The sequence below is a fragment of the Klebsiella sp. FDAARGOS_511 genome, from assembly GCF_003812845.1.
Taxonomy (GTDB): Bacteria; Pseudomonadota; Gammaproteobacteria; order Enterobacterales; family Enterobacteriaceae; genus Klebsiella; species Klebsiella grimontii.
In genome coordinates, this window is sequence record NZ_CP033824.1 from 4,485,103 (window position 1) to 4,509,537 (window position 24,435).

19 protein-coding genes and 1 pseudogene are annotated in these 24,435 nt (G+C 56.7%); 14 read left to right on the top strand and 6 right to left on the bottom strand.

Annotation, left to right across the window (positions count from 1 at the left end; genetic code table 11):
• Positions 1-44: 44 nt before the first annotated feature.
• Positions 45-821, top strand: a complete 777-nt coding sequence (sseB, locus tag EGY08_RS22720) for an enhanced serine sensitivity protein SseB (protein WP_004123604.1) — start codon at positions 45-47, stop codon at positions 819-821.
• A 43-nt stretch (positions 822-864) separates the two neighbouring features.
• Here sseB and EGY08_RS22725 read toward each other — a convergent pair whose 3' ends face one another.
• From EGY08_RS22725 to sseA, 3 genes and pseudogenes are all read right to left on the bottom strand, one after another.
• Positions 865-1,692, bottom strand: a complete 828-nt coding sequence (locus tag EGY08_RS22725; protein ID WP_123828944.1) for a hypothetical protein — start codon at positions 1,690-1,692, stop codon at positions 865-867.
• Between the two features lie 68 nt (positions 1,693-1,760).
• Positions 1,761-2,404: pseudogene (locus EGY08_RS22730) on the bottom strand (DUF5066 family protein).
• A 160-nt stretch (positions 2,405-2,564) separates the two neighbouring features.
• Positions 2,565-3,410, bottom strand: a complete 846-nt coding sequence (gene sseA, locus EGY08_RS22735) for a 3-mercaptopyruvate sulfurtransferase (protein ID WP_123828946.1) — start codon at positions 3,408-3,410, stop codon at positions 2,565-2,567.
• 208 nt (positions 3,411-3,618) lie between these two features.
• On the opposite strand from sseA, the gene EGY08_RS22740 reads away from it, so the two are divergent.
• From EGY08_RS22740 to EGY08_RS22800, 13 genes are all read left to right on the top strand, one after another.
• On the top strand, positions 3,619-8,565 hold the full coding sequence (locus tag EGY08_RS22740) for an alpha-2-macroglobulin family protein (protein WP_123828948.1): 4,947 nt from the start codon (positions 3,619-3,621) through the stop codon (positions 8,563-8,565).
• Positions 8,566-10,890, top strand: a complete 2,325-nt coding sequence (gene pbpC / locus EGY08_RS22745) for a peptidoglycan glycosyltransferase PbpC (RefSeq protein ID WP_049123248.1) — start codon at positions 8,566-8,568, stop codon at positions 10,888-10,890.
• Positions 10,891-11,052: 162 nt separating this feature from the next.
• A complete protein-coding gene (gene ndk, locus EGY08_RS22750) occupies positions 11,053-11,484 on the top strand; it encodes a nucleoside-diphosphate kinase (RefSeq protein WP_004114414.1) in 432 nt (143 codons plus the stop codon).
• A gap of 409 nt (positions 11,485-11,893) precedes the next feature.
• A complete protein-coding gene (locus EGY08_RS22755; RefSeq protein WP_004123586.1) occupies positions 11,894-13,060 on the top strand; it encodes a bifunctional tRNA (adenosine(37)-C2)-methyltransferase TrmG/ribosomal RNA large subunit methyltransferase RlmN in 1,167 nt (388 codons plus the stop codon).
• 277 nt (positions 13,061-13,337) lie between these two features.
• Complete coding sequence (gene rodZ, locus EGY08_RS22760) at positions 13,338-14,303, top strand: cytoskeleton protein RodZ (RefSeq protein ID WP_123828950.1); 966 nt, start codon at positions 13,338-13,340, stop codon at positions 14,301-14,303.
• Positions 14,304-14,329: 26 nt separating this feature from the next.
• On the top strand, positions 14,330-15,451 hold the full coding sequence (gene ispG, locus EGY08_RS22765) for a flavodoxin-dependent (E)-4-hydroxy-3-methylbut-2-enyl-diphosphate synthase (protein WP_004123581.1): 1,122 nt from the start codon (positions 14,330-14,332) through the stop codon (positions 15,449-15,451).
• A gap of 91 nt (positions 15,452-15,542) precedes the next feature.
• Positions 15,543-16,817: a histidine--tRNA ligase gene (hisS, locus tag EGY08_RS22770; protein WP_004123579.1), complete on the top strand. Its 1,275-nt coding sequence runs from the start codon at positions 15,543-15,545 to the stop codon at positions 16,815-16,817.
• A 34-nt stretch (positions 16,818-16,851) separates the two neighbouring features.
• The gene (locus tag EGY08_RS22775) at positions 16,852-17,472 is read left to right on the top strand and encodes a YfgM family protein (protein ID WP_004123578.1); all 621 of its coding nucleotides are present in this window, start codon (positions 16,852-16,854) and stop codon (positions 17,470-17,472) included.
• 10 nt (positions 17,473-17,482) lie between these two features.
• Positions 17,483-18,661, top strand: a complete 1,179-nt coding sequence (bamB, locus tag EGY08_RS22780; protein ID WP_004104478.1) for an outer membrane protein assembly factor BamB — start codon at positions 17,483-17,485, stop codon at positions 18,659-18,661.
• A 114-nt stretch (positions 18,662-18,775) separates the two neighbouring features.
• Positions 18,776-20,254 (top strand): ribosome biogenesis GTPase Der, encoded by a 1,479-nt coding sequence (gene der, locus EGY08_RS22785; RefSeq protein ID WP_004123577.1) that lies wholly within the window; start codon positions 18,776-18,778, stop codon positions 20,252-20,254.
• 158 nt (positions 20,255-20,412) lie between these two features.
• Positions 20,413-20,790, top strand: coding sequence for a TonB family protein (locus EGY08_RS22790; RefSeq protein WP_004123575.1), 378 nt, complete (start codon positions 20,413-20,415; stop codon positions 20,788-20,790).
• Between the two features lie 58 nt (positions 20,791-20,848).
• Positions 20,849-21,241: a cell envelope integrity TolA C-terminal domain-containing protein gene (locus EGY08_RS22795; RefSeq protein ID WP_049112963.1), complete on the top strand. Its 393-nt coding sequence runs from the start codon at positions 20,849-20,851 to the stop codon at positions 21,239-21,241.
• A 118-nt stretch (positions 21,242-21,359) separates the two neighbouring features.
• A complete protein-coding gene (locus tag EGY08_RS22800) occupies positions 21,360-21,575 on the top strand; it encodes a zinc ribbon domain-containing protein (RefSeq protein WP_004123550.1) in 216 nt (71 codons plus the stop codon).
• Here EGY08_RS22800 and EGY08_RS22805 read toward each other — a convergent pair.
• The 3 genes from EGY08_RS22805 to xseA form a co-directional block, all read right to left on the bottom strand.
• Positions 21,572-21,916 (bottom strand): protealysin inhibitor emfourin, encoded by a 345-nt coding sequence (locus EGY08_RS22805; RefSeq protein ID WP_082236876.1) that lies wholly within the window; start codon positions 21,914-21,916, stop codon positions 21,572-21,574. The genes EGY08_RS22800 and EGY08_RS22805 overlap by 4 nt on opposite strands.
• Complete coding sequence (locus EGY08_RS22810) at positions 21,913-22,941, bottom strand: M4 family metallopeptidase (RefSeq protein WP_004123543.1); 1,029 nt, start codon at positions 22,939-22,941, stop codon at positions 21,913-21,915. The genes EGY08_RS22805 and EGY08_RS22810 overlap by 4 nt, the downstream gene beginning before the upstream one ends.
• 81 nt (positions 22,942-23,022) lie before the next feature.
• Positions 23,023-24,396, bottom strand: coding sequence for an exodeoxyribonuclease VII large subunit (gene xseA, locus EGY08_RS22815; protein ID WP_004123541.1), 1,374 nt, complete (start codon positions 24,394-24,396; stop codon positions 23,023-23,025).
• Positions 24,397-24,435 lie beyond the last annotated feature (39 nt).

The following is a 24,435-nucleotide window of genomic DNA, read 5'->3' on the forward strand; positions in this document are numbered from 1 at the left end:
CGTGCGAGCGCAGCGCCGCCGGGCGATTTTGAAGTAGCGAAACTATGTCCGAAACTAAAAATGAGTTAGAAACCCTGCTGGAGAAGGCGGCGACCGAGCCAGGCCACCGTCCGGCGTTTTTCCGTACTTTGCTGGAAGCCACCGTTTGGGTGCCGGGGGCCGCTGCCCGGGGCGAGCAGGTTGTGGAAGACAGCGTACTGGACCTACAGCACTGGGAAAAAGATGACGGCACATCGGTTATTCCTTTTTTCACCTCGCTGGAAGCGCTACAGCAGGCCGTTGAGGACGAACAGTCTTTCGTGGTGATGCCGGTGCGCACGCTGTTCGCTATGACCCTCGGCGAAACGCTCTACCTCAATGCCAAACTCCCCACCGGCAAAGAGTTTGCGCCGCGTGAAATTAGCCATCTGCTGGGGGAAGAGGGCAGCCCGCTCAGTACCCAGACCGTGCTTGAGGGCGGCGAGTCGCTGCTGCTGTCTGAGGTTGCCGAACCGCCCGCGCAGATGGTGGACTCGCTGACCACGCTGTTCAAGACGCTGAAAACGGTGAAGCGCGCGTTTTTATGCTCTATTAAAGACAGCGCCGATGCCCCGGCCAACCTGCTGATCGGTATTGAAGCCGAAGGCGATATTGAAGAGATAATTCAGGCCACCGGCAGCGTCGCGACCGACACGCTTGTGGGCGATGAGCCGATTGATATCTGCCAGGTGGTGGAGGGTGAAAGGGGAATTAGCCACTTTATGATTGCCCACATTACGCCATTCTATGAAAAGCGCTGGGGCAGCTTCCTGCGCGACTTTAAGCAGAAGCGAATTATCTAAACACAACGGGGGCTTATGCCCCCGTCTGATTATTGGTCTGGCTTTATTTCAGGTAATACGACACCAGGCCAAACACCCCTTTCCCCGTTACGCACAAAATAATCATTCCATTAAACAGTGCGAACTGCCCACGCCAGGCCCGGCAATTTTCATCGCCCAACATCCTGCACACCCCCCATGCCAGTATGGCAGTCAGTAAAAAAGCCAGCAAAACGCCGATCATCAGCGCGGCGGTGAAAGCCCATCCCGCAGGCAGAGAGTCGAAATTACGAGCGTTGAGCAAGGTAATTTGTACGGGCCAGTGGAGCTGAAACCCTAATATCAGTACCATCAGCAGGCGCAGATCGCTCAATGGCGCATCAGCAGATCGCGCCAGTCGGCAGGCATCGCCTACCAGCAGCCCTCCTAATACAATAGATGCCAGGATACTCACGTGTTGAAGAATAAAACTATATAAACTTAGCGCTGTGGAAGGGACATAGCGCAAAAAGAACAGATTGCAGAAGACAAGGACCAGAACACCGCATTTAACCCCCCAGGCGCGCAGTATCCAGTTAAAAAACGTTCCGCCCGATGGCTGGTTATGGAGCATCCATGCGGCAATGGGAAGCTTGCCGTAGCCGGGAAAAAGGAATACCAGAAGAAAGCCGAACAGGAGCAGCTTGCCGTATGCATGGAGCGGAACTTCCCCCAAATCAATGCCCTTGACCAGCATATACGGCGACATCTCCTCAGGGAGGTTGCCCGGCCACCAGTGAGTCCACTCTGACCAGTAATAGAGCATCGTCAAACCGACCGCCAGGCCAACAATCCCCCCGAACCAAGGGATACCTTTTCTATCAGCGCTATTATTTCCTGATACAATCGCCATTATTACTCCTTGTAGTCATACATTCCTGAAAATTAGCCATAAGGATTTCAGTACCGTGATTCAATAATTTACTCAGCGCAACCCTCAAATTTTCTGTAGAGATCGTTGTGTATAAATTCTAGCTCCAGCAGTGCGCCATCACGTATTTCGTTGGTTTTTTTACGGGCCTCCCATTCCGACCTCGTTTCTCTTTGCGTTGAAAATATCCCATGTAAATACTCAATCAGCGAAGATTCTGAAAGCCATAGCTCCTGATCGTCCACACGGGCAATCGGATATTCACCGTTCTCATCACGTTCAGTGATATAAATAAAGACGCCCTGGTCACCAATATGGTTGATGGGAATCAAAGCCGGAAGACTGGATCGTTATTCCACCGAGGACTTAGCTCCTCACTTGATTTTCCGGTCATATCCAGACCGTTGCGGTAGTACACGTCCTCATCCAGATTTTCAGAGTGCAGAATACCATTAACATCAATGTTTTTTTGCAACCATTCAATGACCGGCTGATCATGTGGGCTAATAAGCTGTCGATCGTAAGCCAGTAAGGCTTTTAAACTTTCCGGTAGCTCAACGGTTTCTTCATTTTGCGGGGCACGGTATTTTCTGACGCGCAGGTGAGAGATTTCATCAACAGGCATCGGGTCAGGGGATTTATTACGATTATTTTTTATGACTAATTCCATTAAGTCTTTCATTGAATCTTCCATTGTATTTTCATATTAAATAATTATTAATAATAAAAATTCATTTGCCTGTAAAATGGCGGAGGAGTGCATGAGATGATATCCTGGCTAAATGATAGGAAAAAGAGAATTTATTAAATTATTGCGGAACATATAGCTCCGCAATAATTATCATCAAACCGTTTTACTGCGCGGGTTCAATCGGCAAATCCGTTCGTGCCCCCCATTCGCTCCAGGAGCCGTCATACAGACTAACGCCATTAACGCCTAATGTGGTGAGCGCTAGTACTACGACCGCCGCCGTCACGCCGGATCCGCAGCTGGCAATAATCGGCCGCTCAAAGTCGATGCCCTGGCGAGCGAAAATCTCGTTCAGTTCATCGGTGGTTTTGAGTTCGCCGTTAATCACCAGTTCGTTCCAGGGAACGTTTAGCGCGCCGGGAATATGCCCGCTGCGCAAACCCGGGCGCGGCTCGGCCACCAGACCATTAAAGCGCCCGGCCGGGCGAGCATCGACGATCTGCGCCGATCCCTCATGGCTTACCAGCAGAACGTCGGTTAACCGTTTGATCACTTGAGGATCGAAATTAACGTCAAACTCGCCTTCCGGCAGCTCCGGTAGACCTTGCTCCAGCGGCAGCTCATCACGACGCCAGCCTTCCAGTCCACCGGCTACAATCGAAACTCTTTCGACACCGAAGGTGCGCAGCATCCACCAGGCGCGCGGCGCGGAGAAGAGATTGCCTTCATCGTATACCACCAGATGCTTATCGGTGCTTACGCCCAGTTCGCGCATGGCGACGGCAAATGCCTCGGCGCGCGGCATCATGTGCGGCAGCGGGCTGGTATGGTCGGAGAGGGCTTCGATATCGAAAAAAACGGCGCCGGGAATATGGCCAGCCTGATACTCAGCATTCAGATTGCGCTGTTCCTGTCCCGGCGGAGCCATACGGGCGTCAATAATCTGGATTTCCGGGTCATCAATATGTTCCGCCAGCCAGTCGGCAGCGACAAAAAACGAGGTAGACATCGGCGTCTCCTTTTTTATTGTTCAAGAATGAATTGTCGACGTTTTCCGGGAGAGTGACAAGTTATGGATCCCAGAGTGGCGACCGTATCACGGATGATTGACTCTCGGGAGTTTGATTCTATTCTCGTCGCTGTTGGTAATGATATTGTTAACGCATAATAATGTGTTCACTTAATGTATCTGGCCTGCGGGCCGAGGGGTTAGAAGGATGAAACCATTTCGTTTGGCGGCACTATCTCTGGCGCTACTCACCGCGCTATCGTTGACCGGCTGCGACGACAGCGGCAAACAGCAGGCGGCTGCGCCCGCGGCGTCTACGGCGACGGATAAAGCTAGCGCGAAGCCGGATGCCAGCCAACTGGCGGCGCTGGCGGACAAAAGTAAAGGCAAAGCGCTAACGCTGCTGGATGCCTCGGAAGTACAGCTCGACGGTGCGTCGACGCTGGTGCTGACCTTCTCAATCCCTCTGCAGCCGGATCAGGACTTCTCCCGTAGCGTACATTTGGTCGATAAAAAAAGCGGCAAAGTTGATGGGGCCTGGGAGCTGGCGCCTAACCTGAAAGAGCTGCGGCTTCGCCATCTTGAGCCAAAACGGGAGCTGATTGTATCGGTAGATCCAACCCTGGCGGCGCTGAATAAAGCGACCTTTGACAGCAGCTTTGAAAAAACTATTACCACCCGCGATATTGCCCCGAGCATCGGCTTTGCCAGCCGGGGTTCGCTGCTGCCAGGGAAAGTGGTGGCCGGATTGCCGGTGATGGCGCTGAATGTCGATAACGTCGACGTCAATTTTTTCCGTATTAAACCAGAATCACTTTCGGCCTTCGTCAGCCAATGGGAATACCGTAATTCATTGAGTAACTGGGAGTCGGATGAGCTGCTGAAGATGGCCGATCTGGTCTATACCGGCCGTTTTGACCTCAACCCCGCGCGTAATACGCGTGAAAAACTGCTGCTGCCGCTGGCGGATATCAAACCGCTGCAGGAGCCGGGCGTGTATATTGCGGTGATGAACCAGGCGGGCCGCTACAGTTATAGCAACGCCGCGACGCTGTTCACCCTCAGCGATATCGGCGTATCCGCGCACCGTTACCACAACCGGCTGGATGTCTTTACCCAAAGTCTGGAAAACGGCGCGGCGCAGTCCGATATCGATGTTCAGCTCTTGAACGCCAAAGGGCAGATGCTTGCGCAGGCGAAGAGCGACGGCCAGGGCCATGTGACGCTGCAAACGGACAAAGAAGCGGCGCTGCTGCTGGCGCGTAAGGACGGGCAAACCACCTTGCTGGATCTCAAACTCCCGGCGCTGGACCTGGCTGAATTTGCCATCGCCGGCGCGCCGGGTTTCAGCAAGCAGCTATTTATGTTTGGTCCACGGGATCTCTATCGTCCGGGCGAAACGGTAATCCTCAACGCTTTACTGCGCGATAGCGACGGTAAACCGCTCCCCGAGCAGCCGGTGAAGCTGGAAGTGGTACAGCCGGACGGGCAGGTCATTCGTTCGACGGTCAGCAAACCGGTTAACGGCCTGTACCAGTTTACTTATCCCCTTGATAGCGGCGCGGCGACCGGAATGTGGCACATTCGCGCCAGCACCGGCGACAACCAGCCGCGCGAGTGGGATTTTCACGTTGAAGATTTTATGCCTGAGCGCATGGCGCTAAATCTCACGCCGCAAAATGCGCCCGTCTCTCCGGCAGCGGATGTTAGCTTTGCCGTGACCGGCGCTTATCTGTACGGTGCGCCGGCCAGCGGCAACCCGCTGCAGGGCAAACTGTTCCTGCGTCCGCTGCGCGACGCCGTGCCTGCGCTGCCGGGCTTCCAGTTTGGCGACATTGCCGAAGAGAACCTTTCCCGCAGCCTGGATGAAGTACAGACCACTCTGGACGATCGAGGCCATGCGGAAGTCATCGCCGCCAGCCAGTGGCAGGAGAGCCGCTCTCCGCTGCAGGTGATCCTGCAGGCCAGCCTGCTGGAGTCCGGCGGACGTCCGGTTACGCGCACCGTCAGACAGCCAATCTGGCCTGCCGATACGCTGCCGGGTATCCGGCCAGAATTTGCCCTGAAAGAGGTTTACGACTACCGCACCGACAGCACCGTCAAGCAGCCGGTGGTGGATGAAAACGGCGCCGCCGCGTTTGAGATTGTGTATGCCGATGCGAAAGGTGAGAAGAAGGCGGTCTCCGGGCTACAGGTGCGGTTAATTCGCGAACGCCGCGACTATTACTGGAACTGGTCCGATAGTGAAGGCTGGCAGTCGCAGTTCGATCAAAAAGATCTTCAGGAAGGCGAGGAGACGCTGGATATTTCAGCCGGACAAACGGCGAAAGTGAGCTTCCCGGTCGAGTGGGGTTCTTATCGCCTGGAAGTCAAAGGGCCGGATGATGTGGTCAGCAGCGTGCGCTTCTGGGCCGGATACAGCTGGCAGGATAACAGCGACGGCCAGGGGGCGGCGCGTCCGGACCGCGTCACCATGAAGCTGGATAAACCGGCCTATAAACCGGGCGATACCATCAAGCTGCATATCGCCGCTCCGGCAGCCGGTAAAGGCTATGCGCTGGTGGAATCAAGCGAAGGGCCGCTGTGGTGGCAGGAGATTGACGTCCCGGTGGACGGGATGGACTTATCGATCCCGGTGGATAAAGCGTGGAATCGTCACGACCTATACCTCAGCGCGCTGGTCATTCGTCCGGGGGATAAATCCCGCTCCGCGACGCCAAAACGGGCGGTGGGGCTGCTGCACCTGCCGCTCGGCGACGAAAACCGTCGTCTGAATCTGGCGCTGGAGGCGCCGGCTAAAATGCGTCCGAACCAGCCGCTGACGGTGAAGGTTAAGGCCAGCGTCAAAGAAGGCGAGACGCCGAAACAGGTTAACGTTCTGCTCTCCGCCGTGGATAGCGGCGTACTGAATATTACCGACTACGCGACGCCGGACCCGTGGAACGCTTTCTTCGGCCAGAAACGCTACGGGGCCGATATTTACGATATCTATGGCCAGGTGATTGAAGGGCAGGGGAGACTCGCCAGCCTGCGCTTCGGCGGCGACGGCGATGAACTTAAGCGCGGCGGCAAACCGCCGGTTAACCACGTAACGATTATCGCCCAGCAGGCGCAGCCTGTGGTGCTGGATGAGAAAGGCGAAGGAACGGTGACTCTGCCGATTGGCGACTTTAACGGCGAACTGCGGGTGATGGCCCAGGCGTGGACCGCTGACGATTTTGGCAGCAGCGAAGGGAAAACGATCGTAGCTGCGCCGGTCATTGCCGAGCTGAACATGCCGCGATTCCTTGCCAGCGGGGATACCACTCGTCTGGCGCTGGATCTCAGTAACCTGACCGATAAGCCGCAAACCCTCAACGTTGCGCTGACCGCCAGCGGTCTGCTGCAGCTTGTAGGGGGAGAAATACCGCCGGTGCAGCTGGCGCCCGGCGCGCGCAGCACCCTGTTTATACCCGTCCGCGCGCATGAAGGTTTCGGCGATGGTCAGGTGAATGCCACTATCAGCGGCCTGAACCTGCCAGGTGAAACCTTCGCGCCGATGCAGAAGCAGTGGAAGCTCGGCGTGCGTCCGGCTTTCCCGGCGCAAACCGTGAATTCCGGCGCCGTTCTCCAGCCGGGTGAAAGCTGGCAGGCTCCGGCGACGCAAAGCGAGGGCTTCTCGCCGGCGACGCTGCAGGGACAGCTGGTGTTAAGCGGCAAGCCGCCGCTGAACCTGGCGCGCTATATTCGCGACCTGAAAGCCTATCCCTATGGCTGCCTGGAGCAGACCACCAGCGGGCTGTTCCCGTCGCTCTATACCAACGCCGTCCAGCTTAAAGCGTTGGGCATCAGCGGCGATAGCGATGAAAAACGACGCGCGGCGGTGGATATCGGCATTTCTCGCCTGCTGCAGATGCAGCGCGATGATGGCGGTTTCGCCCTGTGGGATAAAGAGGGGCCGGAGGAGTACTGGCTAACGGCCTACGCGATGGACTTCCTCGTCCGGGCAGGGGAGCAGGGCTATAGCGTCCCGACTAACGCCGTCAACAGCGGTAACCAGCGTCTGCTGCGTTATTTACAGGAACCGGGGCTGATGACCGTCCGCTATAGCGATGATGCCCAGGCCAGCCGCTTTGCCGCTCAGGCCTACGCCGCGCTGGTGTTGGCCCGGCAGCAGAAAGCGCCGCTCGGCGCGCTGCGCGAGATCTGGAGTCGTCACGACCAGGCGCGTTCCGGTCTGCCGCTGCTGCAGCTGGGCGTAGCCTTGAAATTGATGGGCGATGCGCCGCGCGGCGACGAGGCCCTGAAGCTGGCGATGGCCACGCCGCGTCAGGATGCGAACCGCTGGCTCGGCGATTACGGCAGCGAACTGCGCGACGATGCGCTGAAGCTGGCGCTGCTGGAGGAGAACAAACTGCTGCCGGAAGCGCAAAATACGCTACTCAGCAATCTGGCGGAAGAGGCATACGGCCAGCGCTGGCTTTCGACGCAGGAGAGTAACGCCGTGTTCCTGGCCGGGCGTACGTTGCAGGACCTTCCTGGCAGTTGGCAGGCGCAAACCTCCGTGCAGGCCGAACCGCTCTCCGGCGATAAAGCGCAAACCCGCAACCTGACCGGCGACCAGCTGGCGGCGCTGCAGGTCACCAACACCGGCCAGCAGCCGCTGTGGCTTCGCCTCGACAGCAGTGGGTATCCGCAGAGCGCTCCGCAGCCGGGAGGCAACGTGCTGGGAATCGAACGGCAAATTTTCGATACTCAGGGCCAGCAGAAATCGCTCGCATCGCTGCGCAGCGGCGAACTGGTGCTGGTGAAGCTGGAAGTGACGGCCAAACGCAACGTGCCGGACGCGCTGGTAGTAGATTTACTTCCGGCCGGGCTGGAGCTGGAAAACCAGAATTTGGCTAACAGCAGCGCCAGCCTGCAGGAGAATGGCGAAGCGGTGCAGAACCTGCTTAACCAGATGCAGCAGGCGGATATCCAGCACATTGAGTTTCGCGACGATCGCTTCGTCGCCGCGGTGGCTATCAATGAAGGCCAGCCGGTGACGCTGGTTTATCTGGCGCGCGCGGTGACGCCAGGTACTTATCTGGTACCGCAGCCGCAGGTCGAGTCAATGTACGTGCCGCAGTGGCGGGCAACCGGCGCGGCCAGCGGACCGCTAACCGTTGCGCCCTAAATGCGGGTATTGAAGCGTATAAAACGCCGCTGGCGCTGGCTGGCGGCGTTTATTTTTTTGCTGTGGCTATTGTTGCTGGCGGCCGATCGGCTGTGGCCGCTGCCGCTGCATGAGGTTACGCCTGCCAGAGTGGTGGTGGCGGAAGACGGCACGCCGCTGTGGCGTTTCGCCGATGCGCAGGGCGTCTGGCGCTATCCGGTGACGCTGGCTGACGTTTCGCCGCGCTATTTACAGGCGCTGATCCACTATGAAGATCGTTGGTTCTGGGATCATCCTGGCGTCAATCCGCTCTCGATCGCTCGCGCCGCCTGGCAGGATCTCACTTCCGGAAGAGTGATCTCCGGGGGCAGCACCCTCACCATGCAGGTAGCTCGCCTACTCGATCCTCATCCTCGCACCTTTGGCGGCAAGCTGCGGCAGCTATGGCGAGCGCTGCAGCTGGAGTGGCATCTGTCAAAAAACGAGATCCTCACGCTCTATCTCAACCGGGCGCCCTTCGGCGGTACGCTGCAGGGGATCGGCGCGGCCAGCTGGGCCTATCTGGGTAAATCCCCCGCGCAGCTCAGCTACGGTGAAGCGGCGCTGCTGGCGGTATTGCCGCAGGCGCCGAGCCGCTTACGCCCCGACCGCTGGCCCGAGCGGGCGCAGGCGGCACGCGATAAAGTCCTGCTGCGAATGGAAAGCCAGGGCGTGTGGCCGTCGCAGCCGGTGCGAGAAGCTCTCGAAGAGCCCGTCTGGCTGTTTCCGCGGCAGATGCCGCAGCTGGCGCCGCTTTTTGCCCGCCGCGCGCTGGCGAGCAGCCGCGCAGAGAAGGTGGTCACGACGCTGGATGCCGGGCTACAGCGGCAGCTGGAAGATCTGGCGCTGAACTGGAAATCGCGCCTGCCGCCGCGCAGCTCTTTAGCGATGATCGTGGTCGACCATACCAATATGAAGGTTCGCGGCTGGGTAGGATCGGTGGATATTGGCGATGATAGCCGCTTTGGTCATATTGATATGGTCTCGGCGATCCGCTCCCCTGGCTCGGTACTGAAGCCGTTTGTCTATGGTATGGCGCTGGATGAAGCGCTGATCCATCCGGCCTCTTTACTGCAGGACGTGCCGCGACGCTTTAGCGACTACCGCCCGGGCAACTTTGATAGCGGATTTCACGGGCCGGTGAGCGCCAGCGACGCTCTGGTTCGCTCGCTGAACCTTCCGGCAGTGCAGGTGCTGGAGGCCTACGGGCCGAAGCGTTTTGCCGCCAGGCTACGCCATGCCGGATTGCCGCTAATGCTGCCCGCCGGCGCGGAGCCGAATCTGTCGCTGATCCTCGGCGGCGCCGGCGCGCGTCTGGCGGATATCGTGGCGGCTTACAGCGCGTTTGCCCGCCACGGCAAGGCGGGACAATTGCGCATCACGCCGGACTCGCCGCTGGTTGAGAGGGCGCTGCTGTCGCCGGGGGCGGCGTGGATTGTGCGACGTATCATGGCTGGCGAAGCGCAGCCGGTTCCCGATGCGTCGTTGGTGCAGGTGGTGCCGCTGGCGTGGAAAACCGGCACCAGCTACGGTTATCGCGACGCATGGGCGATCGGCGTGAATGCCCGCTATCTGATTGGTATCTGGACCGGACGACCCGACGGTACGCCGGTTGTTGGGCAGTTTGGTTTCGTAAGCGCGGTGCCATTGCTGAATCAGGTCAATAATCTGCTGCTGGCGCGACCAACCATCAGCCGCGGCGGATTACCGGCCGATCCTCGCCCGTCGTCGGTCAGTGCCGGGACCGTGTGCTGGCCCGGAGGGCAGAATTTACCGGCGGGCGACGTGAACTGCCGCCGACGGCTGGCAACCTGGCTGCTCGACGAGAGCCAGCCGCCGACCCTGCTGCTGCCTGGTCAGGAGGGTATTCGTGGAATTCGTTTTCCGGTATGGCTGAATGAGAAAGGGGAGCGGGTGGCGGCAGATTGCCCCGGCGCGGTGGCGAAAATCCTCGACGTCTGGCCGCTGCCGCTTGAACCCTGGCTGCCCGCGGGCGAACGGCGTCGCGCAAGGCTGCCGGCGGTTTCGGCGGACTGCCCGCCGGCGCAAACCGCCGATGCCGCCCCGCTGGCGCTATCCGGCATCCGTGAAGGCGCGGTGGTTAAACGTCTGCCCGGCGAGCTGAAGGTGATTCTGCCGCTGCAAACGACCGGTGGGGAAGGGCGGCGCTGGTGGTTTCTGAACGGCGAACCGCTGATCGCGGAAGGCGCCAGCGCCACCCTTAACCTTGAGCGCCCCGATAGTTATCAACTGGTGGTGATGGATGAGGCGGGGCAGGTTGTTGCCGCCAGCTTCACCGTGCAATAAACAAAACTTACCTGAATTGGCCGGATTTGTTGTTTAAGGTCGCTTTTTTTTAAAAAAATGTTACCTAAACACATAGGCAACCGCCTTAGATGATGATTATAATTCGCGCCGTATTTATCGGTCTCATCTGCGAAACAGAACAACATATATAAAGAGGTTATCATGGCTATTGAACGTACTTTTTCCATCATCAAACCAAACGCGGTGGCAAAAAACGTTATTGGCGGCATCTTTTCTCGCTTTGAAGCTGCAGGGTTCAAAATTGTTGGCACCAAAATGCTGCACCTGACCGTTGAGCAGGCTCGCGGCTTCTATGCTGAGCACGAAGGTCGCCCGTTCTTTGACGGTCTGGTTGAATTTATGACTTCCGGTCCGATCGTGGTTTCCGTGCTGGAAGGCGAAAATGCGGTCCAGCGTCACCGCGATCTGCTGGGCGCAACCAACCCGGCAAACGCGCTGGCGGGTACCCTGCGCGCAGACTACGCTGACAGCTTCACCGAGAACGGCACCCACGGTTCCGATTCTGTTGAATCCGCCGCGCGCGAAATCGCGTTTTTCTTTGCTGAAGGCGAGGTTTGCCCGCGCACCCGCTAATCTCCCGCGTCTTTCACGCCACCGCTTTGTTGGCTTCACTCGCGCACCCCGGTCACATAGTTATCTATGCTCCCGGGGATTTGCGAACTCGCCGCCTCGCCGTGACGTAAAATACTGTGGAGATACCCATCCTCGTCGTCTTTTCGACTATCGCGGTGTTGGCTGCGCGCGTTCAGCCCGGTCGCTTATCTATGCTGCCGGGGCTTCACTTGCTTGCCGCCTTGCGACAAACGAAAATCCTTAGAGGATTGGCAGTTACAGATTTTTTCATCATTGCAGCGTGCAAACGTGGTATTGATGGGCCAGAATTTGTAGAATACAGCGCCCCGGATGAGCAGTCGCTCCCGGGGCGTTTCTTTTTTCAACCCTCTAGGGGCCATAACGTGTAATAACGAGGCCGGAATCAATTATGTCTGAACAAATAGTCACGCCTGATAGCGCCGCTCTGACGGTGCCGAACAAAGATGCCAAAATCAACCTGCTGGATTTGAACCGTCAGCAGCTGCGCGAGTTTTTCAAAAACATGGGCGAAAAGCCTTTCCGCGCCGATCAGGTGATGAAATGGATGTATCACTACTGCTGCGACAACTTTGATGAGATGACCGACATCAACAAGGTTCTGCGCGGCAAATTAAAGGAAGTCGCGGAGATCCGCGCGCCGGAAGTCGTGGAAGAGCAGCGCTCGAGCGACGGCACCATCAAGTGGGCCATTGCCGTTGGCGATCAGCGCGTCGAAACCGTGTATATTCCGGAAGACGATCGCGCCACCCTGTGCGTTTCATCCCAGGTGGGCTGCGCGCTGGAGTGTAAATTCTGTTCTACGGCCCAGCAGGGTTTTAACCGCAATCTGCGGGTTTCGGAAATTATCGGCCAGGTCTGGCGCGCGGCGAAAATCGTCGGCGCGGTGAAGACCACCGGCGTACGTCCAATTACCAACGTGGTGATGATGGGGATGGGCGAGCCGCTGCTGAACCTGACTAATGTGGTTCCGGCCATGGAAATCATGCTTGACGATTTCGGCTTTGGTCTTTCTAAGCGTCGCGTCACGCTCTCCACCTCCGGCGTGGTGCCGGCGCTTGATAAGCTTGGCGATATGATTGACGTCGCGCTGGCCATCTCTCTGCACGCGCCGAACGATACCATTCGCGACGAAATCGTGCCGATCAACAAGAAATACAACATCGAGACCTTCCTGAACTCGGTGCGCGGCTATATTTCGAAGTCCAACGCCAACCAGGGCCGCGTCACTATCGAATACGTCATGCTGGATCACGTCAACGACGGCACCGAGCATGCGCACGAGCTGGCCGCGCTGCTGAAAGATACGCCGTGCAAGATCAACCTGATCCCATGGAACCCCTTCCCTGGCGCGCCATATGGCCGTAGCTCCAACAGCCGTATCGACCGTTTCTCCAAAGTGTTAATGGAGTATGGTTTCACCACGATCGTGCGTAAAACCCGCGGCGACGATATCGACGCCGCCTGCGGTCAGCTAGCCGGCGACGTTATCGACCGTACCAAGCGTACGCTGCGTAAACGTATGCAGGGCGAAGCGATCGACGTGAAGGCGGTCTGATAATAAATGATGCAGCGCGCAGCCTATGCGGTGCGTTGCATATTTATGTGGAATCGTCGGGCGAAATACGCTGTTGTGGTTAATAATTACGGTGCGTTTTTGTCGACTTTGAGGCAGTATGTAGCGGTACAACAACCGCTTAGCATTCAATTTTGATAAGTCTCTGTGATACCAGGTCATACGGACTTATACTGTTTGTCTGACGTTGAGCAGATGTCTCGCGGCGCGGGGTAACCGGCGCTGAATTTTAAATTTCACGTACCAGTAGTTGTAGCGAATGAATACTGAAGCCACTCAAGACCATCAAGAAGCAAACACCACGGGCGCGCGTCTGCGTAATGCCCGCGAACAACTCGGGCTCAGCCAGCAGGCGGTGGCTGAACGCTTATGCCTGAAGGTTTCCACGGTTCGTGATATTGAAGACGATAAGGCACCCGCCGATCTTGCTTCAACCTTCCTGCGCGGCTATATCCGCTCTTATGCCCGCCTTGTGCACATTCCGGAAGAAGAGCTGCTGCCGATGATGGCCAAGCAGGCTCCGATTCGGGCGGCGAAAGTTGCCCCCATGCAGACCTTCTCGCTGGGTAAACGTCGCAAAAAGCGCGATGGCTGGCTGATGAGTTTTACCTGGCTGGTGCTGTTCGTGGTGATCGGCCTCAGCGGCGCCTGGTGGTGGCAGGACCACAAAGCACAGCAGGACGAGATCTCCACGATGGCCGATCAATCCTCCGCTGAGCTGAATTCTGGCGATAGCAACAGCCAAAGCATCCCGCTGGATAATCAATCGGCGAATTCCGCACCGGATACCGCTGCCAATAGCGCGCCTGTCGAGACTTCTCCGGCGCCGACTACGGCACCGGCCCCGACTCCGGCTCCGGTCGAGAATAACGCCGTGGTTGCGCCTTCGCAGGCAAACGTTGATACGGCGGCAACTTCGCCGTTACCGACCGATCAGGCAAACGTGACCGCTGCGGCGGCCTCCGCGCAGGATCTGGTGCTGAACTTCACCGCCGACTGCTGGCTGGAAGTGAGTGATGCGACCGGTAAAAAGCTGTTCAGCGGTTTGCAGCGTAAAGGCGGCAACCTCAACCTGAGCGGCCAGGCACCTTATAAACTGAAAATCGGCGCCCCGGCAGCGGTACAGATCCTGTATTTGGGTAAACCTGTCGATTTAAGTCGTTTTATCAGAACTAACCAGGTTGCACGTCTGACCCTTAATGCCGAACAATCACCGGCGCAGTAACAGACGGGTAACGCGGGAGATTTTTCATGCATAACCAGGCTCCGATTCAACGTAGAAAATCAAAACGAATTTACGTTGGGAATGTGCCGATTGGCGATGGCGCCCCCATCGCCGTACAGTCGATGACAAACACGCGCACCACCGATGTGGCGGCGACGGTAAATCAAATTAAAGCCCTTGAGCGCGTTGGCGCGGATATCGTTCGCGTTTCGGTGCCGACGATGGATGCGGCGGAAGCGTTCAAACTTATCAAACAGCAGGTTAACGTCCCGCTGGTTGCCGATATTCACTTCGATTACCGCATTGCGCTGAAGGTAGCGGAATACGGCGTTGATTGCCTGCGTATTAACCCTGGCAACATCGGCAACGAAGAGCGTATCCGCATGGTGGTGGACTGCGCTCGCGATAAAAACATTCCTATTCGTATCGGGGTAAACGCAGGTTCTCTGGAAAAAGATCTCCAGGAAAAATACGGCGAACCGACCCCGCAGGCGCTACTGGAATCGGCAATGCGCCATGTCGATCATCTCGATCGTCTCAACTTCGATCAGTTTAAAGTCAGCGTAAAAGCCTCCGATGTGTTCCTCGCGGTTGAATCCTACCGCCTGTTGGCGAAACAGATCGATCAGCCTTTGCACCTCGGGATCACCGAAGCGGGCGGTGCGCGCAGCGGCGCGGTGAAGTCCGCGATCGGACTCGGCTTGCTGCTATCTGAAGGGATCGGCGATACGCTGCGCGTCTCTCTGGCGGCGGATCCGGTTGAAGAGATCAAAGTGGGTTTCGATATTCTCAAGTCGCTACGTATTCGCTCTCGCGGGATCAACTTTATTGCCTGCCCGACCTGTTCACGTCAGGAGTTTGACGTTATCGGTACTGTTAACGCGCTGGAGCAGCGCCTGGAAGATATTATTACGCCGATGGATGTTTCGATCATTGGTTGCGTGGTAAACGGTCCCGGCGAGGCGCTGGTTTCCACCCTCGGCGTAACCGGCGGCAACAAGAAAAGCGGCCTGTACGAAGACGGCGTACGTAAAGACAGGCTGGATAACGACGATATGATCGATCAGCTGGAAGCGCGTATTCGCGCTAAAGCATCGATGCTGGATGAGGCGCGTCGCATCGATATTCAGCAGGTTGAAGCGAAATAACGTGTTGGGAAGCGATACGCTTCCCGTGTATGATTGAACCTGCGGGCGCGAGGCGCCGGGGTTCATTTTTGTATATATAAAGAGAATAAACGTGGCAAAGAACATTCAAGCCATCCGTGGCATGAACGATTATCTGCCGGGCGAAACCGCTCTCTGGCAGCGCATTGAAGGCTCACTGAAGCAGGTGCTTGGTAGCTACGGTTACAGCGAAATCCGTTTGCCGATTGTAGAGCAGACCCCGTTATTCAAACGCGCTATCGGCGAAGTGACCGACGTGGTTGAAAAAGAGATGTACACCTTTGAGGACCGTAACGGCGATAGCCTGACTCTGCGTCCGGAAGGTACCGCTGGTTGCGTACGCGCCGGCATCGAACATGGTCTCCTGTACAATCAAGAACAGCGCCTGTGGTATATCGGACCGATGTTCCGCCACGAACGACCGCAAAAAGGGCGTTATCGCCAGTTCCACCAGATTGGCGCCGAAGCGTTCGGTCTGCAGGGGCCGGATATTGATGCAGAGCTGATTATGCTGACCGCCCGCTGGTGGCGCGAGCTGGGCATCTCCAGCCACGTTGCTCTGGAGCTGAACTCTATCGGTTCGCTGGAGGCTCGTGCCAACTATCGCGACGCGCTGGTGGCCTATCTTGAGCAGTTTAAAGATAAGCTGGACGAAGACTGCAAACGCCGCATGTACACCAACCCGCTGCGCGTGCTGGATTCTAAAAACCCGGACGTCCAGGCGCTGCTGAACGACGCCCCGACGCTGGGCGACTATCTTGATGAAGAGTCCAAAACGCATTTTGCCGGGCTGTGCGCGCTGCTGGATGATGCGGGTATTCGCTATACCGTGAATCAGCGTCTGGTGCGCGGTCTCGACTACTACAACCGCACCGTGTTTGAGTGGGTCACCACCAGCCTCGGTTCCCAGGGCACCGTCTGCGCCGGCGGCCGTTACGATGGTCTGGTTGAGCAGCTTGGCGGTCGCGCTACCCCTGGCGTCGGCTTTGCGATGGGGCTGGAACGTCTTGTTTTACTGGTTCAGGCAGTGAATCCGGAATTTAAAGCCGATCCTGTTGTCGATATATACCTGGTAGCCTCCGGAACTGACACCCAGTCCGCAGCAATGCGTCTGGCTGAACAGGTACGCGATGCGTTACCCGGCGTTAAGCTGATGACCAACCACGGCGGCGGCAACTTTAAGAAGCAGTTTGCGCGCGCTGATAAATGGGGCGCTCGCGTTGCGCTGGTGCTGGGCGAGTCAGAAATCGCCGACGGAAACGTGGTAGTGAAAGATTTACGCTCAGGTGAGCAAACTACCGTAACGCAGGATAGCGTTGCCGCGCATTTGCGCACACTTCTGGGTTAATCTCCCGGGAATCATTAGTCAGGAGAAGGACTGCGTGGAACTTTACAATAACGAAAACGATCAGGTCGATGCGTTAAAGCGTTTCTTTGCTGAAAATGGCAAGGCGCTGGCCGTCGGGGTGATTTTGGGCGTTGGCGCGCTGGTTGGCTGGCGCTACTGGACCTCCCATCAACTGGACACCGCCAGGGGCTCGTCTCTGGCTTATGAAAATGCGATTTCCGCGCTCAAATCGGATAAACCAGAAGCGCTGAACGCTGCGCAGAAATTTGCCGCCGATAGCAAAAACACCTATGGTGCGTTTGCGTCTCTTGAGCTAGCGCAGCAGTTTGTCGATAAAAACGACCTGCAGAACGCTGAAAAGCAGCTTCAGCAGGGGTTGGCAGCCGCTTCTGATGATAACCTGAAATCGGTTATCAATATGCGTCTTGCTCGCGTACAGCTGCAGCTTAAGCAGCCTGATGCCGCGCTGAAAACCCTGGATGCCGTGAAAGGCGAAGGCTGGACCGCGATTGTCGCCGACCTGCGCGGCGAGATCCTGCTGAGCAAAGGCGATAAGCAAGGGGCGAAAGCGGCATGGGAAGCGGGCGCGAAAAGCGATGCTTCACCGGCGCTCAGCGAAATGATGCGTATGAAAATAAATAATTTGTCCATCTGAGAGGGACTCGATGCAATTGCGTAAATTACTTTTGCCAGGGCTGCTTTCCGTTACCTTATTGAGCGGTTGTTCGCTGTTTAACAGCGAAGAAGATGTGGTGAAAATGTCGCCACTGCCGACGGTCGAAAACCAGTTTACGCCGTCCACGTCCTGGAGCACCTCCGTTGGCGGCGGTATTGGCGAATTCTACTCTAACCTGCACCCGGCTTTTGCTGATGGCGTTGTATATGCCGCCGATCGTAAAGGCACCGTTAAAGCCCTGAATTCAGGCGACGGCAAAGAGGTGTGGTCGGTTAACCTGGCCGAGAAAGACGGCTGGTTCTCCCGCGCGCCTGCGCTGCTCTCCGGCGGCGTGACCGTCTCCGGCGGCCATGTTTATATCGGTAGCGAAAAAGCGAAAGTTTACGCGCTGAACACCAGCGACGGTACCGTCGCATGGGAAGCGAGCGTGGCGGGTGAAGCGATTTCCCGTCCGGTCGTCAGCGACGGTATGGTGCTTATTCATACTACTAACGGTCAGCTGCAGGCGCTGAACGAAGCTGACGGCGCGGTGAAATGGACCGTTAACCTGGATATGCCAGCGCTCTCTCTGCGCGGCGAATCCGCACCGGCTACCGCGTACGGCGCAGCGATTGTGGGCGGCGATAACGGTCGCGTCAGCGCGGTGCTGATGCAGCAGGGCCAGATGATTTGGCAGCAGCGTATCTCTACCGCCACCGGCCCGACTGAAATCGACCGTCTTAACGACGTCGATACGACGCCGGTTATCGTGAACGGTGTGATTTATGCGCTGGCCTACAACGGTAACCTGACGGCGCTGGATCTGCGCAGCGGCCAGATTATGTGGAAACGCGAGCTGGGTTCAGTGAACGATTTCATCGTCGACGGCAACCGTATTTACCTGGTTGATCAAAACGACCGTCTGCTGGCGCTCACCACCGACGGTGGCGTGACGCTGTGGACGCAAAGCGATCTGCTGCACCGCCTGTTGACGGCGCCTGTGCTGTATAATGGCAACCTGGTTGTTGGCGATAGCGAAGGCTATATGCACTGGGTCAACCCGGAAGATGGTCACTTTGTGGCTCAGCAGAAGGTAGACAGCTCAGGCTTCCTGACCGATCCGGTTGTTGCTGACGGCAAACTGCTGATTCAGGCGAAAGACGGGACGCTGTACGCGATTACGCGTTAACAACAGCGGTAGTCTATTTTTGAGAAACGGCCCCTGACAGACAGGGGCCGTTTTGGCTTTTTTAAAAACGCCATGAAAATGGCGTTGTATCGATTTTAGTATGAGGCATTTAACATGATACCTGTGGTCGCGCTTGTCGGGCGCCCTAACGTTGGAAAATCCACGCTTTTTAACCGCTTAACGCGCACTCGCGATGCGTTGGTCGCGGATTTCCCGGGGCTGACTCGTGACCGTAAGTACGGTCGTGCTGAAGTGGAAGGCCGCGAATTTATCTGTATCGATACCGGCGGGATTGACGGTACCGAAGATGGCGTAGAAACGCGGATGGCGGAACAGTCGCTGCTGGCAATCGAAGAAGCGGACGTGGTGCTGTTTATGGTCGACGCGCGTGCGGGCCTGATGCCGGCGGATTCGGCAATTGCTAAACATCTGCGCTCTCGTGAAAAGCCGACCTTCCTGGTGGCAAACAAAACTGATGGCATCGATGCCGATCAGGCGATTGCCGATTTTTGGTCGCTGGGGTTAGGCGAGATTTACCCGATCGCCGCTTCGCACGGCCGCGGCGTCACCAGCCTGCTTGAGCACGTGCTGTTACCGTGGGTTGACGAGGTGAACCCGCCGGAAGAAGTGGACGAGGACGCGGCATACTGGGCGCAGTTTGAAGCGGAGCAGAACGGCGAAGCAGTTGAAGAGCCGGAAGATGATTTTAACCCGCAGGATCTGCCGATTAAGCTGGCGATTGTGGGCCGCCCAAACGTGGGTAAGTCAACGCTCACCAACCGTATTCTGGGCGAAGATCGTGTGGTGGTTTACGATATGCCGGGAACCACTCGCGACAGCATCTACATCCCGATGCAGCGCGATGAGCGTGAATACGTCCTTATCGATACCGCAGGCGTGCGCAAGCGCGGCAAAATCACTGACGTCGTCGAAAAATTCTCGGTGATCAAAACGCTGCAGGCGATTGAAGATGCCAACGTGGTGCTATTGGTCATTGATGCGCGCGAAGGGATTTCCGATCAGGACCTCTCCCTGCTGGGCTTTATCCTCAACAGCGGCCGCTCGCTGGTGATTGTCGTCAATAAATGGGACGGCCTGAGCCAGGAAGTTAAAGAGCAGGTGAAAGAGACCCTCGACTTCCGTCTGGGCTTTATTGACTTTGCCCGCGTGCACTTTATCTCCGCGCTGCACGGCAGCGGCGTAGGCAACCTGTTTGAATCCGTGCGCGAAGCGTACGACAGCGCCACCCGTCGTGTGGGCACCGCTATGCTGACCCGCATTATGACTATGGCTGCCGAAGACCATCAGCCGCCGCTGGTGCGCGGCCGTCGCGTGAAGCTGAAATATGCCCACGCCGGTGGTTATAACCCGCCGATCGTGGTTATTCACGGTAACCAGGTTAAAGACCTGCCGGATTCGTACAAACGCTATCTGATGAACTACTTCCGTAAATCGCTGGAAGTGATGGGCACGCCGATTCGTATTCAGTTCAAGGAAGGGGAAAACCCGTTTGCCAACAAACGTAATACCCTGACGCCGAACCAGATGCGTAAGCGTAAGCGCTTGATTAAGCACATCAAGAAAAGTAAATAAGCTATCCGCTAGCATCAAAAACCTAAAGCCCGCACCCGTCGGGCTTTTTTATTATCGCCATTGTACATGCGCAGAATAATAATAAACTCGCTTGAGGCCGGGTTATAAATGTGAGAAAAACCAAGGAGGATAAATATTTTTGTGACAATGAGGTCAGAATGAAAACCCTTTTAACTCTCCTGATGCTGTTTCTTATTCCTATAGCCTGTGCCGCTGAATCACAACCGATTGAACCACGCGTTAAGCCTGCTTATCCCGCGAAAGCCGAAAAAAAAGGGATACCGGGTCAGGTTAAAGCGCAATTTGACGTTGATGAGAATGGGCGGGTGACTAACGTTCAGTTATTAAACTCCGATCCTTCCGGAATGTTTGATAATGAAGTCAGGGCCGCAATGGAAAAATGGCGATACGTCAAAGGGAAGCCTTCCAGCAATAACATCATTACCATTTATTTCACGCCGGGGCCGTCTTGCGTAGAGGTGCCAGCGCCAAACCAGCCCGGCAGTATTCAAAGCAGGGGCGTTCCTTTTCGCTAAAGTAGAACGCACGTAATTGAACGTAGGGAGAATCGTATCAAACGATGGGGGCAGGGATATGAAAAAAACAATAGTGATGGTCGGTTTGGTTATTTTAGCCAGCAGCTGTACGCCGTTTCATCCTTCTGACTGTCATAAAACATCAGCGCTTGGGAGCTGTAGCTCCGGACGCTTCAGTGATAACGATAAATATGGCAAACAGGCGCGAGCGATAAAAGAGTCTATTGATTCCCAGTTATCCAATCGCTACGGCTGGACGGGTAAAAAATGCACGATACATCTGAGTTTTAGCGATGAGGGGAAACTGAATAGCGTGACAACGAGTGAAGGTCATAAAGCCTATTGTGCCGCGCTGGTAGATGCCGCTAAACGGGCCACTTTTCCGCCGTTTACCGATAAGCAGGTCTATGATGCTTTTGCTCAGTCCCGATTCAGTATGCAGGGTGAATAAAATTAAAGGCGACGGACCGCAGGGGGCGAATAACCTACTGGAGGCTAATGACTGGCAGCAGCCACAGATTGTGCAACCGTGATAAAATAAAGCGATATACCCGTCGTCAGGAGTCACCATGGAATTTGATTGCCCCGTATGCCATGCGCAGCTTGCTGTGCAGGGCAATAGCGCCCATTGCGAGCATTGTGCGAAAGATTATGTTGTTGAAGCCCGCTGCCCGGATTGCCACAAGCCGCTAGAAGTTTTAAAAGCCTGCGGCGCGGTGGATTATTTCTGCCAGCACGGTCACGGGCTGATTTCAAAAAAACGCGTCGAGTTTGTGCCGATTTAATCTTTATCGCTGACGCAGCCTTCACCGTCGCGCCAGAGCTCAATCAGTGAATTTGGCGCACGCTCCTCGGGAATGAGGATAATCAGGCTGTGATAATGCTGTTCGCTAATTATCTGAATGCGGAAGAAACGCTGGTCGCCGCTCCCCGGCGAGTCTGGCTGACCTGGCGGCTTGCCCAGCGGTAGCGACTGTTGGAGAATTGTCGCGATCCGCTGCCTTTGTTGCTCGTTAAGCCGGGCAACGACAATCTTACGCATCCCGCTGAGCGCTGGGATCCAGGCGACACCGCCCTCGCGCGCCAGCTCAATGACCGCGTCATCGCTGAGATCGGGGAGATTCATAGCGCGACTCCGACCCGCTCCCAGGCCTGAGTAATCGCATCAGCGGCCTCTTTGCCAGAGCGTTTCTCGCCATGGTGAATCGTCAGTCTGGCAAAGGCCGAGAAGTCGGCGTCTTTTGCCAGAGATTGATCGCACACCGCGTCGTACCAGGCATATCCCGCTTTTTCCCATGCAAAACCACCGATTGCGCTGGCGGCGAGATAAAAGGCGTGATTAGGAATACCGGAGTTAATATGAACGCCGCCGTTATCCTGCTGGGTATGAACAAAGTCTTTCATATGCGCGGGTTGCGGGTCTTTGCCAAGGATAGGGTCATCATAAGCGGTGCCAGGCTGCGACATAGAGCGCAGACCTTTACCGTGGATGCCTTTCGCGAGTAGCCCCTCGCCAATGATCCAGTCCGCTTTGTCTGCCGTCTGCTGGCGCTGATACTGTTTGACCAGCGATCCAAAGACATCTGATAGTGATTCGTTGAGCGCGCCGGATTGTTCGAAATAGATGAGACCGGCTTCGCTCTCCGTCACGCCGTGGCTTAGCTCGTGCGCCACCACGTCAATAGCGATAGTAAAACGATTAAAAATCTCGCCATCCCCGTCGCCAAATACCATTTGCTGGCCGTTCCAGAACGCGTTTTGATATTCGTGACCATAGTGGACGCTGCCGGTAAGCTTCAACCCGCGGTTATCCAGCGAATCTCGCTGGTAGCTCTTCCAGAAAAAATCATGGGTGATGCCGAGATAGTCATAGGCTTCATCAACGGCTACGTCGCCGTTGGAGGGCTGTCCCTCAAAACGAACCTGGGTACCCGGCAGATCCTGGGTCTGCCCGGCATCATAAATGTCGCGCTCAAGCAGGCCCGGCGTCGTCACGTGGGCCGCGGCGGGGCGGCCCGGAACGTGCGCCATCAGGGTCTGAACATGGCTGAGGGTGTTCCGCGCGCAGCGCTGTTGCTGAAGAGAACCACGATCGACAATACGACGTAAGATGTAGGGCGGAATCACATAACGGGGATAAGCTTCTGGCATATCACGCTCCTTAGCCGGATAAAACCGTTTTAAAAGGGCATGACAGCAGTATAGTTATCCCCTGCCGAAAAGGCAGGATAATCAGGCTTTTTTGCGAGTACGGGTTTTCTTCACCGGCGTGATGTTCTTCACTTCGCTCTCTACCCAGCCGTCGTTCAGGCGGGTCGTGAGGAGGTCACCTTCGCGCACCTGCGTCGTTTGTTTCAGCACTTTGCCGTCGCTGGCGGAAGTGACGCTATAGCCGCGGGCGAGCGTCGCCAGCGGGCTGACGGCTTCCAGATGCGTGACCATATTACCGAAGCGTTCACGTTGTTCGCCAAGACGCGCGCGAATGTTTTCCGCCAGCCGGTATTCCAGCTGTTGAATACGGCTCTGGACGCGGTGAATGCGCGGCTGCGGATTTTGTTGATTCAGGCGCTGCGCGGCGCGCTGCTGGCGCTGGTCGGCGCGCTTCATCTGCGTCTCAAGAGCGAAACGCATGCGTTGGCGCAATCTTTCCAGTTCCGTTTGCTGACGGGCCAGCCGCAGCTGGGGGTGCTGCTGCTGCAGGCGGTGAAAAATCTGGGTAAAGCGGCGATGGCGGTTGGCAAGGAAGTAGTCCATCGCCATTTCAAGACGCTGCTGCCCGGACTGGAGCTGACGCAGCAGCTCTTGCTGGTTGCGGCTGACAATTTCCGCCGCAGCGGAGGGCGTTGGCGCGCGCAGGTCGGCAACAAAATCGGCGATAGTGACGTCGGTCTCATGGCCTACGGCGCTGACGATGGGAATAGGGCTGGAGAAAATCGCCCGCGCCACCCGCTCGTCGTTAAAGCTCCATAGATCTTCCAGCGAACCGCCGCCGCGCCCGACAATCAGCACATCGCACTCATGGCGCGCGTTGGCCAGTTCAATGGCGCGAACGATCTGCCCCGGCGCATCTTCACCCTGTACGGCGGTCGGGTAGATAACGACCGGCAGGGAAGGATCGCGGCGCTTGAGCACGTGTAAAATATCATGCAGCGCAGCGCCGGTTTTAGAGGTGATGACGCCGACGCAGTGCGCGGGGGAGGGGAGCGTTTTTTTATGCTGCTGATCGAACAAGCCTTCCGCCGCCAGCGCTGCCTTAAGCTGTTCATATTTCTGCTGCAGCAGACCTTCGCCCGCAGGCTGCATGCTTTCCACGATGATCTGATAATCGCCGCGCGGCTCGTACAGTGTGATGTTGGCGCGGACCAGCACCTGCTGCCCGTGCTGCGGACGGAACGTCACGCGGCGGTTGCTGTTGCGGAACATCGCGCAGCGCACCTGGGCGTTATCGTCCTTTAAGGTGAAGTACCAGTGACCAGAAGATGGCTGGCTGAAGTTTGAAATCTCGCCGCTAATCCACACCTGCCCCATTTCACGTTCCAGCAGCAGCCGAACCGACTGATTGAGGCGGCTAACCGTGTAAATTGAGGGGGATTGAGATGGCAACATGTGAGCAAGATCAAATTTTAAATCAGCAGGTTATTCAGT